Source organism: Myxococcus sp. CA033 (assembly GCF_013336625.1).
Taxonomy (GTDB): domain Bacteria; phylum Myxococcota; class Myxococcia; order Myxococcales; family Myxococcaceae; genus Myxococcus; species Myxococcus llanfairpwllgwyngyllgogerychwyrndrobwllllantysiliogogogochensis.
Map to the genome: position 1 here is coordinate 192937 of NZ_JABUMU010000007.1, position 13920 is coordinate 206856.

The window sequence follows — 13920 nt, forward strand, 5'->3', positions numbered from 1 at the left end:
TCGGCGCGAGCCAGCTTTTCCAGCTCCGCCACCAACTCCGGGGGCAGCGTGAAGAAGTGGCTGCCACCCCGAATCGTCCGCGTCGCGGGGCGCACGGTGTCCGCCGGAAGCTCCAGCGCGGGAGCCCCGACGAAGCGGGCGCGCAGTGCTTCGAGCTGTCCCTGGATGCCCTCGGAGCGCACCCACTGCCGCTGCCACGCCGCGAAGTCCGCGTACTGCACGGGCAGCTCGGGCAAGGTGGGCTCACGGCCCTCGGCGATGGCCTCGTAGAGCGCGGCCACCTCTCGCACCAGCACACCCATGGACCAGCCGTCCGAGACGATGTGGTGCATGCACAGCAACAGGACATGCTCGCTGGGCTCGGTGCGGACGAGCACCGTGCGCAGCATCGGACCGTTCTGGAGGTCGAACCGGTGATGCGCCTCCTCGACCATCCGAGCGCGGAGCGCGGTCTCGCGCGCGGCGGGAGCCAGCGTGCTCAGGTCCTCCACGGGCAGGGACCAGCGCGTCGGCGCGGGTTGGATGCGCTGGAACGGAAGGCCTTCACGGGCGAGGAAGGTCGTGCGGAGCACCTCGTGCCGGAGGACCAGCGCGGCGAAGGTCTGCCTCAACACGTCCACGTCGAGCGCGCCGGACATCTTCAGCGCCACGGGCACGTTGTAGACGGCCTGGCCCGGCTGGAGCTGTTCCAGGAGCCACAGGCGCTGCTGGGCGAAGGACAGGGGCATCGCCTCGTCACGGGCCACCGTCAGCAGCGGCGGCATCGCCGTGCGCGAAGCGTGCAGCATGAGCGCCTCGATTCGCTGCGCCAGCCCCGCCAGCGTGGGGGCCTCGAACAACACGCGCAGCGGCAGGTCCACGTCGAGCCGCGCGCGCACCCGTGTCACCAACTGCGTGGCCAGCAGGGAGTGGCCACCCAGCTCGAAGAAGTCGTCGTCCGGACCCACCCGGTCCACCTTCAGCACCTCGCGGAACAGGGCCGCGAGCTGCTGCTGGAGGAGGGGAAGGGCATCCTCGGAGACAGGCGAGGACGAGGACACTTCCGGCGTCGGCAGCGCCTTGCGGTCCACCTTGCCGTTGGGGGACAGAGGCAGGGCGTCGAGCGCGACGAACGCCGTCGGCACCATGTACTCCGGCAACTGACGACGCAGGTGCTCACGCAGGGCGCCGCTCTCCAGCGTCGCGGGCACCACGTACGCCACCAGTCGCTTGTCGCCCGGTGTGTCCTCGCGCACCACCACCGTGGCTTCGAGCACGCCCGGATGGGTGCGCAGCGAGGCTTCGACCTCGCCCGGCTCGATGCGGAAGCCGCGCACCTTCACCTGGAAGTCCGTGCGGCCCAGGAAGCGGAGCGTGCCGTCCTCTGTCCACCGCACCCGGTCTCCGGAGCGGTACAGCCGAGCGCCCGGAGTGGAGGAGAACGGATGAGGAACGAAGCGCTCCGCGGTGAGGGCGGGCTGGCCCAGGTAGCCCCGGGCCAGACCGTCTCCTCCGATGAACAGCTCACCCGGGACACCGACGGGCACGGGCTGCAGGGCGTCGTCGAGGACGAAGACCTGGGTATTGCCGATGGGCCGACCGATGGAGACGGAGGTCCCCATTTCGTCACCCGGTGACAGCCGGTGGCAGGCGGTGAAGGTGGTCCCCTCGGTGGGGCCGTAGCCGTTCACCAGCCCCCGGCCACTGGCCAGTCGCTCGCGCACCCGTGGCACGGGCAACACGTCGCCGCCCGCGAGGAGCTGCGGAACCCGGGCCAGGGCCTCCGGCTGGTGCTGCTGCATCTGGTCGAACAGCGCGGCCGTCAACCAGAGGAGCGACACCTCGTGCCGCACGAGCGCCTGGCCCAGCTCCTCCAGGTCCGTCGTCGCGTGCGGGTAGATGACCAGCCGTCCGCCATGCAGCAACGCGCCCCACAGCTCCAGGGTGGACGCGTCGAACGCCAACGGCGCGAGCTGGAGCACCACTTCCTTGGGGCCCAGGTCGACGAAGCGCGCGCCGGTCAGCAGGCGCACCACGCCTCGGTGCGGAATGGCCACGCCCTTGGGCGTTCCCGTGGAGCCGGAGGTGTACGTGACGTACGCGAGCTGGTCCGGTCCGATATCCGCGTTCACCGCGTGCGTGGGCTGCCGCGCGATGACGCTCCATTCGGAGTCCAGGCTCACCAGGGGCTGCGAGCCCGAGGGGAGCTCGTCCTCCAGCGACGCCTGCGTGAGCACCGCCGCCACGCCCGAGTCCTCGAACAGGAACGCGAGCCGATGCGCCGGATACGACGGGTCCAGGGGCACGTAGCAACCCCCGGCCTTGAGGATGCCGAGCACCCCCACCACCATCTCCAGTCCCCGGTGGAGGCACACGCCCACGCGCGACTCGGCGCCCAGGCCCAGGGTGCGCAGGTGGTGCGCGAGCTGGTTGGACCGCTCGTCGAGCTGCGAGTACGTGAGCGTCCGACCGTCATGCTCCACGGCCACGGCCGACGGCGTGCGGGCGACCTGAGCGAAGAACAGCGCGGGAATCGTCGCCACGGCGGGCAGCTCCACCCGCGTGTCGTTCCAGTCGCGCAGCTGTTGATGACGCTCGGCTTCGGTCATCAGGGGCAACTGACTGAGGCGCTGCTCCAGACTTCCGCGAGCCACCGCCTGGAGCACCACGCGCAGGTGCTCCGCCATCCGGTGGATCGTCGCTTCGGTGAAGAGGTCGGTGCTGTATTCGAGCTGTCCCTCCAGCGCGCCCTCCCGCTCCATCAGGGAGAGCGTGAGGTCGTAGCGCGCCGTGTCCGTGGTGCACGGAAGCAGGTCCACCTGCATGCCAGTGAGCGACGGCGCCCGCATCGGCGTGTTCTGGAGCACGAAGAGGGTCTGGAACAGCGGCGTGCGCGAGAGGTCTCGCTCACCGCCGAGGGCTTCCACCACCCGGTCGAACGGCGCGTCCTGATGAGAGAAGGCCGCCAGGGCGACTTCCTTCACCTGCCGCACCATGGTGGCGACGGTGGGGTCCTCGCCCCACTGGAAGCGCAGCGGGACGGTGTTGACGAAGAAGCCGATCAACCCCTCCAGCTCCGGCCGTTCGCGGTGACCCACCGTGGTCCCCGTGGTGAAGTCGCGCTGCCCCGAGTACCGCGCCAGCAACGCCTGCCAGCCGGTCAGCAGCACCATGAACAGCGTCGCGCTCTGTTCGCGACCGACGACCTCCAGGGCCGACACCAGCTCCGCGGGCAACGAGAAGGAGTGCATGGCGCCCCGGAAGCTGCGGGACGCGGGACGTGCATGGTCCGTGGGAAGCTCCAGCACGGGAGCCTCCTGGAGCCGTGAGCGCCACCAGTCGACTTGCGCGCTCACCGCGCTGTCTTCCATCACTCGCCGCTGCCACGCCGCGTAGTCGGCGTACTGCACCGGCAGCTCCGGGAGCGCCGCGCTCTTGTTCTCCAGGAGCGCGGTGTGGACCTCGGCGACTTCGCGCACCAGCACGTCCACGGACCAGCCGTCCGAGATGATGTGGTGCATGCATAGCAGCAGGACGTGCTCCTGCTCCCCGAGCTTCAGCAGGGCGGTGCGCAGCAACGGGCCGCGCTCCAGGTCGAAGGGACGGTGTGCCTCTTCGCTGATGCGTCGCTCGGCCGTGGCCTCGCGCGCGGAGGGCTCCAGCGCGCTCAGGTCCTCGATTCGCAGCTCCCAGGTCTCGGGGGCGGGATGGACGTACTGCACGGGCCGCCCCTCGCGGGACGTGAAGGTGGTGCGCAGCGTCTCGTGACGACGGGCGACCTCCTGGAAGGCACGGCGCAGCACGTCCACCTGGAGCGTCCCACGCAGTCGCAGCGCGGCGGGCATGTTGAACGCGACGAGTCCCGGCTGGAGCTGGTCCATGAACCACAGTCGCTGCTGGGCGAAGGACAGCTCCATTCCCTCTGGAGCGCGGGGCAGGGCGACCAGGGGCGGCAGCTCGGAGGCGGACGCCGCGAGCGAGGCTTCGAGTCGCTCCGCGAGCCGCGCCACGGTGGGCGCCTCGAAGAACGCGCGCAGCGACAGCGTGCTCCCCAGCCGCGCACGCAGTCGCGTCACCACCTGCGTGGCGAGCAACGAGTGCCCGCCCAGCAGGAAGAAGTCGTCATGCAGGCCCACGCGCTCCACACGCAGCACTTCGCGGAACACGTCCGCGAGCTGTCGCTGGAGCTCCGTCTGGGGGGCCTCGAAGCTGGAGGCTCCCGCAGCGAAGTCAGGGACTGGCAGGGCCTTGCGGTCCACCTTGCCGTGGGACGTCTGGGGCAACGACTCCAGCGCGACGAACGCGCTCGGCACCATGTACTCGGGGAGGCGCTGGCGCAGGTGGGCGCGAAGCGACTCCGTGTCCACGGTGGCCGGCGAGACATAGGCCACCAGTCGCTTGTCACCTGGAACGTCCTCTCGGACCACCGCGATGGCCTCACCGACCTCGGTGTGCGCGCGCAGGGCGGACTCCACCTCACCCAGCTCGATGCGGAAGCCACGCACCTTCACCTGGAAGTCGATGCGCCCCAGGAACTCGAGGGTGCCATCCGGACGCCAGCGCACGCGGTCTCCCGAGCGGTACAGCCGCTCGCCGGGCGTGGAGGCGAAGGGATTCGGGACGAAGCGCTCGGCGGTGAGCGCGGGCTGGCCCTGGTAGCCCCGAGCGAGCCCCGCTCCACCGATGAGCAGCTCGCCCGGAACACCCACGGGCACGGGCCGAAGGCTCGGGTCCACGACGTAGACGTGGGTGTTGGCCAGGGGGCGACCGATGGGAATCGAGTCGCCCAGCGTGTCACCCGGGTTCAGGGGGTGCTGCGTGGTGGCGACGGAGACTTCCGTGGGGCCATAGGCGTTGATGAGCGAGCGGCCCTGGGCCAGTCGTTCCCGCGCCCGGGGCACGGGCAGCACGTCTCCACCCACGATCAGCCAAGGCACCTGGGCCAGGGCCTCCGGTTGATGCTGCTGCATCACGTCGAACAACGCGGTGGGCAGCAAGGCGGCGGTCACTCGCTCCTCGACGAGGATGCGTGCGAGTTCTGTCACCTCGGGCATTTGAGCCGGGTACACGACGAGCCGTGCGCCGGACAGCAGCGTGGTCCAGACCTCCAGGGCGAGCGGGTCGAACGTGGGCGCACAAATCTGGAGGACGACGTCCTCGGGTCCGGTGGCGAGGCTCAGGCCGGACGCCAGACGCAGCACGGCCCGGTGGGTGACGGCCACGCCCTTGGGCACGCCCGTCGATCCGGATGTGTACGTGACGTAGGCAAGCTGGTCCGGGCTCGTCGAGAGCGTCACCTCGTCTGTCGACTGGCGCGCGATGTGCGCCCACTCGGAGTCCAGGCACACGCGCGAAGGCGCGACGGACGGGAGCACCGAGGCGACAGCCTCCAGCGTGAGCACCGTGGAGAGGCCGGCATCCGCGATGACGAAGGCGAGTCGTTGCTCGGGCCACGCCGGATCCAGGGGCACGTAGCTGCCACCAGCCTTCACGACACCGAGCATGGCGACCACGAGCTCCGTGCTTCGCGGCAGGAGCAGGCCCACGCGAGGCTCCGACCCCAGTCCCCGGGCCAGGAGGTGGCGCGCGAGCTGGTTGGAGCGTGCTTCGAGTTCCGCGTAGCTGAGCCCGTGGCCCTGGTGAACCACTGCCACGGCGTCGGGTCTGGCCCGCGCGTGCGCGGAGATGCGCTCGTGGAGCGTGGTCTCGGACGGGTACTCGGCGCGGGTGTCATTCCAGGAGACGAGCACCTGGTGTCGCTCTGCCTCGGACATCAGCGGCAGTGCGGAGAGCCGGCGCCCCGCGTCTTCCACCACGCCGCGCAGCAGGCGCTGGAAGTGGTCGACCAGTCGCCGCGCGGTGTCCGGGGTGAAGAGGTCCAGGCTGTACTCGAGCTGCCCCGCGAGGGCTCCCGCGCGTTCCATCAGCGAGACGGTGACGTCGAACTTGGAGGTGTTCGTCGCCGTCTGAAGAAGGTCCACGCTCAGGCCCGGCAGCGCTGGCGGCTGCAACGGAGCGTTCTGGAGCACGAACACCGACTGGAACACGGGCGTGCGCGACAGGTCGCGCTCTCCGCCCAGGGCCTCGACGAGTCGATCAAAAGGCACGTCCTGATGAGCGAAGGCCGCGAGGGACTCCTCGCGCACCCGGCCCACCAGCTCCACGAAAGTCGGGTCGCCCGCGAGCTGTGCCCGCAGCGCGAGCGTGTTGACGAAGAAGCCAATCAGCCCCTCCAGCTCCGGACGCGTGCGATGGGCCACGGGAGTGCCCACGCAGAAGTCCGTCTGGCCGGAGTACCGCGCGAGCAGGGTCTGCCAGGTGGCGAGCAGCACCATGAAGAGCGTGGCGCCCTCGGACTGGCCCAGCTTCTCCAACTGGGAGACCAGGTCACCCGGCACGGTGAAGAACTCTGTCGCGCCGCGCGAGCCGCGCACGGCGGGACGCGGGAAGTCCGTCGGCAGTTCGAGGACGGGGGTCCCCTGGACGTGCGCGCGCCAGGCTTCGAGCTGGGTGTTCTCGGTCTCGTTCTCCAGCACGCGCCGCTGCCAGGCCGCGTAGTCGGCGTACTGGACCGGGAGCGTGGGGAGGGTGGCCGCGCGGCCCGAGGAGACGGCCGCATAGAGCATGGCGACCTCGCGCACGAGCACGCCCATGGACCAGCCGTCGGAGACGATGTGGTGCATGCACAGCAGGAGCAGGTGCTCCTCGGCTCCCAGTCGGAGCAGCGCCGTGCGCAGCAGGGGGCCGTGCTCCAGGTCGAACGCGTGGTGCGCCTCCTCGGAGACGCGGTGCTCCACGGCAGCCTCGCGCGCGGAGGACTCCAGAGTGCTCAGGTCCTCGACCGTCAGGGGCCAGGCCTCGGGCGCCGGGTGGATGAGCTGCACGGGCTGGCCATCGCGCGAGGCGAACGTCGTCCGCAGGGGCTCGTGCCGACGGACGACCTCCGCGAAGGTCCGACGCAGGGACTCGACGTCGAGTCGTCCCGTCAGCCGAAGGGCCACGGGGATGTTGTACGCGGCCTGTCCGGGCTGGAGCTGCTCCAGGAACCAGAGGCGCTGCTGCGCGAAGGACACGGCGAGCGCGTCCACCGTTCCGGAGCGAGTCAGGCGCTCCAGGGGCACGCTCTCGCTCGGTGTCGGAGCCGAGCCTTGTAGCGGAGCGATGCGCTCGGAGAGCCGTTCGACGGTGGGCGCTTCGAAGAGGGCGCGAAGGGACAACGAGACGCCGAGCTGAGCGCGCAGCCGCGTCACCACCTGCGTGGCCAGCAGCGAGTGTCCACCGAGCGCGAAGAAGTCATCCCGGGCCCCCACGCGGGAGTGCCCCAGCACCTCGGAGAAGATGCGAGCGATGGCCTCCTCGGTGGGGTTTCTCGGCGCGAGGTATTCGTCCTCGATGACGGAGCGGTCCGCTTCCGGAGCGGGCAGCGCGCCACGGTTCACCTTGCCACTGGGAGTCAGCGGCAGCGACGGCAGCACGACGAAGGCCGACGGCACCATGTGCGGCGGCAAACGCTCCATGAGCGACTGCCGGATGCGCGCCACTTCGCGAGCACTCCGGGCCCCGCGCAGCGGGTCGTTCGCGAGTCGCGACACGGGCGCGAGGTCACCGGCCGCCTCCGGGGTGAGGTCGAGTCGAGTGGCCTCACCGGGCCGTGAGAACACCACGTCCAGGGCGCCGTCCGCATGCGCGCCGGCCCAGCTCACCCGGACGTCGTAGCCGATCACTCCGCCCAGGGCATAGAGGTCCTCCGGCTCCACGCCTCGTGAACCGGGCCAGTCGCGGAGCACTTCGCGCAGCGCGCCCACGTGCGGCGGCCGGCCGGAGCCGGAGAGCAGCGCGACCAGGCGCGTGTCATCGAGCACGCGGGCGTTGGGCAGGCCGCGCACGGCCAGCATCGAAGGCTGGGCTTCGAGCTTCTGGCGCAGAGGCTCCAGCGACAGGTTGCTTCCATCCACCCAGTCAGGACGCGAGGCCGCGGCGGCCTCGCCCACGTGGAGGATGACCTCGTAGCGGAAGCGGCTCAGCTCGTTGTCGTAGCGACCGTGTTTGGGCAGGACCTCCACTCGGGAGATGCCCGGCACCCGCGCGGGCAGCGAGGTGAAGTACGTGGGCGAGAGGACCAGCTCCTCCTCGGCCAGCACGTCTCGCTGCACGCGGTACTGGAGTTGCGGCGTCGACAGGTTGGGCGGCGCGCGGTGCAGGCGCACCGAGGCACGGAAGGACTCCAGCAGCTCCAGGTTGCGCACGTCGCCCAGGAAGATGCGGCCCCCGGGCTTGATCACCTTCACCGCTCCGCTCAGGACCTGGAGCAGGTAGTCGCCGCTCGGGAAGTACTGGATGACGGAGTTCAGGATGACGGTGTCGAACGAGTGGGGCTCGATGCCAGACAGGTCATCCACGCTTCGATGCAGCAAGGAGACGGAGCGAAGGGAGTCGCCCAGTCGTTCCTTCTGCTGCTCGATGCGATCCAACGCGGGCCGGGCGAAGTCCACGCCCCAGTACGCCTCGCACCGAGGCGCCAGCCGGTACAGCAGGAGGCCCGTGCCGCAGCCCAGCTCCAGCACCCGGCGAGGACGCAGGGCGAGGATCTGCCGCACCGTGGTGTCCACCCACTCGCGCATCTGCGGCGCGGGGAGCGGCCCACCGGTGTAGCTGTCATTCCAGCCGGAGATGTCGAAGGTGGGGTCCTCGCTGCGCTCCCCCTGGGCGTAGGTCTCGTCGTAGACGGCCTTCCACTGCGCCGTCTGCTCCACGGTGCCCGAGGAGTCCAGGTCCCCGAGGACAACATACGCCGCCAGGCGCTTGTCTCCCGGCGAGTCCTCGCGGGCCATCACCACGGTCTCTCGCACCGAGGGATGCGTGCTCAACGCCGATTCGATCTCCCCCAGCTCGATGCGGAAGCCGCGAATCTTCACCTGGTTGTCGATGCGGCCCAGGTACTCCAAGTCTCCATTGGCCAGGCGTCGCGCCAGGTCTCCCGCGCGGTACAGCCTGCGTCCGCGCACGGGGCCGAAGCGGTCTTCCACGAAGCGCGCGGAGGTCAGCTCGGGACGCCGCAGGTAGCCACGGGCCACACCCGCGCCACCAACGTGGATTTCTCCCGGGACGCCCACGGGCACGGGCTGGCCGAGCGCATCCAGCAGGTAGATTTGAAGGTCCGGAATCGGCGCGCCAATCACGCTGGACCAGGGGCGCTCCACGTCCTCCATCCGCACGGGACGGTAGGTGACGTGGACCGTCGTCTCGGTGATGCCGTACATGTTGACGAGCGTCGGACGCGCGTCGCCATGCCGCTCGAACCACGGACGCAGCGCGGCCATGTCCAGCGCTTCACCGCCGAAGACCACGTAGCGCAGGGACAACGTGGGGAGCGGACCGCGCGCGGCGGCCTGTTGCTCGGCATGGATGAGCTGGCGGAACGCGGTGGGCGTCTGGTTGAGGACGGTCACGCGCTCGTCCACGAGCAGCCGATGGAAGGCCTCGGGAGAGCGGCTCACCCAGTACGGCACCACCACCAGCCGGCCGCCGTAGAGCAGCGCGCCCCAGAGTTCCCACACTGAGAAGTCGAACGCGTAGGAATGGAACAGCGTCCACACGTCCTCGGGTCCGAATTGGAACCACGCGTCGGTGGCGGTGAAGAGGCGCACGACGTTGTCGTGCCGCACCATCACGCCCTTGGGGCGCCCCGTGGAGCCGGAGGTGTAGATGACGTAGGCGAGGTCGCTCGGGGCGTTGCAGCGCGGCGGGCGAGGCGCGGGGGTGGAGTCGGACGGCTCGGTGTCCAGACGCACCACGGCGGCACCGGGCGCGGGCACGCGGTCCTCCAGCGAGGTCTGCGTGATGAGGACGGGGGCCTGCGCGTCCTCCAGCATGAACGCGAGGTTCTCCCGGGGATACGACGGGTCCAGCGGCAGGTACGCACCGCCAGCCTTGAGGATGCCGATCAGGGCCACGACGAGGTCCAGCCCGCGCTCCAGGCACACTCCGACGAGGACGTCGGGGCCCACGCCATGGCGCAGCAGCACCTGGGCCAGCCGGTTCGCGCGTGAATCCAGATCGCGGTACGTCAGGTGACTGGACTCGAACGTGGCTGCGACGGCGTCCGGCGTGCGGTCCACCTGCGCCTCGAAGCGCTCCACCAGCGTGCTGTCGCTCGGCGACTCGGTGCGGGGGTTCCAGGCGTGCAGCACGTGCTGACGCTCGGCCTCTGTCATCAAGGGCAGCTCGGCGATGCGCTGGCCGGGAGCGTCCACCATGCCGCCCACCACCACTTCGAGGTGGCCGAGCAGCCGGTCGATGGTCTCCGCATCGAAGAGGTCCGACGCGTACTTGCAGCCGATGAGCAGGCCGTCGGGCCCGTGCGCGGCCTCGAACGTCAGGTCCAGCTCGGTGGTGCGGTTGTCCAGCAGCGACACGCCCAGCGTCAGGCCGTTGCCGACGGCCAGGTCGCGCGGAATGTCGTAGTCGTCGAGGACGAAGGCGACGTTGTACAGCTCGCGCCGCTGCGAACCGGGCTGCACGGCCGCGAGCACGTGGTCGAACGGGCAATGCCCGTGGGCCAGCGCGCCCAGGGTGCTCTGCTTCACCGCCGCGAGCAGCCCCGTCACGGTGGACTCGGACGGGAGCCGTACGCGCAGAGGGATGAAGTTGGTGCAGTCGCCCATCAGCCCGCGAATGCCGGGGACCTCGCGGCCGGAGATGGCGGAGCCGAGCACGAAGTCGGCCTGTCCGCTCCAGCGATGCAGCACGGTGGACAGCGCGGCGACCACGCTCATGAACGGCGTGACGCCTTCACGTCGGCCCAAGGCATGGAACTGCGCCATCAGCGCCGCGGGCAACAGCCGCGAGCGGCGCGCACCGTGGAACGAGAGGCGCTGCGGCCGAGGTCTGTCGGTGGGAAGGGCGAGCAGAGAGGGGGCCTCCGCGAGCGCCTGCTTCCACCACGTCAGCTCCTTCCGGAGTGCCTGGGGCGTGAGGTGTTCACGCTGCCACGCGGCGAAGTCTCCGTACTGGAGCGCCGGCTCGGACAGGGGCGAAGGTTGTCCCGCGCTGAAGGCCCCGTAGAGGGTGGCCAGCTCGCGCGCCATCAGGCCCACGGTCCAGCCGTCGGCCACCAGGTGGTGTACGGAGACGACGAGGGCATGGTCCTCGGCCGCGAAGCACACGAGGCTGAAGCGAAGCAGCGGACCCGTCGCCGGGTCCATGGGACGTTGGCCATCTCGTACGGCCACGGCATCCAGCACGGAGGCGCGGTCCGCGAGGTCATCGGCGTCAGTGACGACTCGCTCGATGGCCACGGGCGTCGGTGCGTGGACGTGCTGGAGCAGCTCACCGTCCTTCGAGGTGAGCGTGGTCCGCAGCACGTCGTGGCGACGGACCAGTTCGTTCAGCGCGCGCTCCAGCGCGGCCGTGTCCAGGTGTCCCCGCAACGTGAAGGCGAGGGGGATGTGGTAGGCGGTCGAGGCCGGTTCGAGCTGTTGGATGAACCAGAGTCGCTGCTGCGCGAAGGAGGCCGGCAGGGGCCCTGTGTTCGCGCTGCCCCGCGCCACCGGACCGGAACGCGGTGCGAGCGAGCCCTGGGCCCCCGTCGAAACCTCTCTGATGAGGCCCCGGAGGCTGACGTCCTGAAGCAGCGTGGCGGCGGAGATGCGCGCGCCCAGGCGCTTCTCGATGCGCACCTGAAGGTCGGCCGCGCCCAGGGAGTCCATCCCCAGTCGGGTCAACGGAGCATCCAGGTCCACGGTGCCAGCGGAGGCACCCAGTACGGCGGAGAGTTCCTCGCGAAGCGCGCGCTCCAGCTCCGCGGAGGACAAGCCCGAAGTCCTCGCGGATGGTTCCACGAGCGCGCCAGCGGAAACCGCCACGTCGGCGCTCGCGGACGGCGCGGTGCCGGACTGAGCGGCCACACCGACACCCACCGTCGATGCCGTGCCGGGCTGAGTGGCCACGCCGACGCCCACCGTCGATGCGGTTCCGGACTGTGCGGCCACGCCGACGCCCATCGTCGACGCGGTGCCGGACTGAGCGTCCGCGGTCCCACCAACGTTCACGGACGAAGCGGTGCCCAGCAGCGACGACCCGGTTGCTCGAGGCTCCCTCTCAACGACCCCAGCGGTTGCATCCCGAGTCGTCCCAGGTGCGCCCCCGAGGTTCAGGTCCGAGCGCCACAGCACGGGCAGCTCGCCCGAGGCCAGGCCCGCCCGGCAGGCGAAGCGCTGGATCTTCCCGCTCGACGTCTTCGGGATGGAGCCGGGCGGAAGCAGTGCCACCGTCCTGGGTTGGACCTCCAGCTCACGGGCAATGCCCTGCCGCACCGAGTCCGCCACGGCGGTCAGCGCCTCGGTGTCTCCCGACTCCGCAAGCTCGCGCGCTACCTCCGCGACCACCGCGAGGGCCTCACCCTCCGGCGTCTCGATTCCGAAGGCCGCCACGCCACCGGGCCGCACGCGCCGATGCGCGCGCTCCACCACGGCCTCCACGTCCTGCGGGTACAGGTTCCTACCCCGCAGGATGATGAGGTCCTTGCGACGCCCGGTGACGATGAGCTGCCCGTCATCGAGGAGCAGTCCCAGGTCCCCCGTGCGCAGATAGGCAGGTCCGTCCTCGGCGCCCACGGGGCGTGCCTGGAACGTCTCCTGCGACTGCTCGGGCTTGTGCCAGTAGCCCAGCGCCACACTGCCGCCGGACACCCAGATTTCGCCCACTTCACCCGGAGCCCGCTGCACCTTCGTCTCGGGATCGACGATGAGCAGCCGCTGCTCGGCCAGCGTCGCACCGCAGCTCACATGCGCGCGGACGCCCGGGGTCTCCGGAGATGCGAGGACAGCGGTGCCACGAGACAGCGAAGCCTCGTCGAGCACGTGCACGCGAGGAACGCGGCCCTTCTGCTCACCGGTGACGATGAGCGTGCCCTCGGCCAGCCCATAGCAGGGATAGAACGCCTCGCGACGGAAGCCCGCCGGAGCGAACACCTCCGCGAAGCGGTCCAACGTCGCGGCTCGAATGGGCTCCGCTCCGCAGAACGCCACTTCCCACGAACTCAAGTCGAGCGCCTTCACATCCTCGGAGGTGGCGCGACGCGCGCACAACTCGAAGGCGAAGTTCGGGCCTCCACTGACGGTGCCCCGGAAGCGGGACACGGCCTCCAGCCAGCGCATGGGACGCTGGAGGAAGGACATCGGTGACATCAACGCCACGGAGAAGCCGCCGAACAGCGGCTGGAGGATGCCGCCAATCAGCCCCATGTCGTGGTACGGCGGCAGCCAGATGACGCCCACGCTGTCGCGGCGCACCTGGAACGCACCGGAGATGAGCCCCAGGTTGTGCAGCAGGTTGGCGTGGGACAGCATCACGCCCTTGGGCGTCCCCGTGGAGCCCGACGTGTACTGGAGGAACGCCAGCGTGTCGGAGCCAAGGTCGGGCTCGCGCCACGCGTCCTCGCCGCCCACGGGCAGGTCATCCGTGGACAACCACTGGAGCGCTCGGAAGTCCGGCGCCTGTTCGAAGACGAAATCCGCCAGGCCCAGGATGCCCGACGTGGTGAGTACCACCGTCGCCTCCGCGTCCTGGATGATGGCGCGCAAGCGGGGAAGGGTGCGCTCGAGCCGCGTCGGGTCCGGCGGATAGGCGGGCACCGCCACCGCGCCCGCATACAAGCAGCCAAAGAAACCCGCGAGGTAGTCGAGCCCCGGCGGATAGAGCAGCAGCACTCGCTGGCCCACGGCCCCACGCGCTTGCAGCGCGGCGGCGATGCGACGTGCCTGGCGCTCCAGCTCGGGTGCGGTCAGCGCGGCTTCGTCGCCGTCCGACTCTCCGAGGAAGGTGTAGAGCGGCTGCCGCGACGACTCTCCGACTGCGCGCACACGGAGGGCGTCATTGAGGATTCGAAAGGGAGCATGCATGGGGTGTGGAGCTCGTCCGGGCTGATTGCGGCCGGCGGCT

General features: G+C 70.3%; 1 protein-coding gene (only partly in view). It reads right to left on the reverse strand.

What is annotated here, in order from left to right; genetic code table 11:
- Positions 1-13880: part of a non-ribosomal peptide synthase/polyketide synthase coding region (locus HUA78_RS20030; protein ID WP_371745614.1), annotated on the reverse strand (this coding region is incomplete at its 3' end). 15342 nt of the annotated region lie to the left of the window's left edge; the window shows 13880 of its 29222 annotated nt.
- Positions 13881-13920 lie beyond the last annotated feature (40 nt).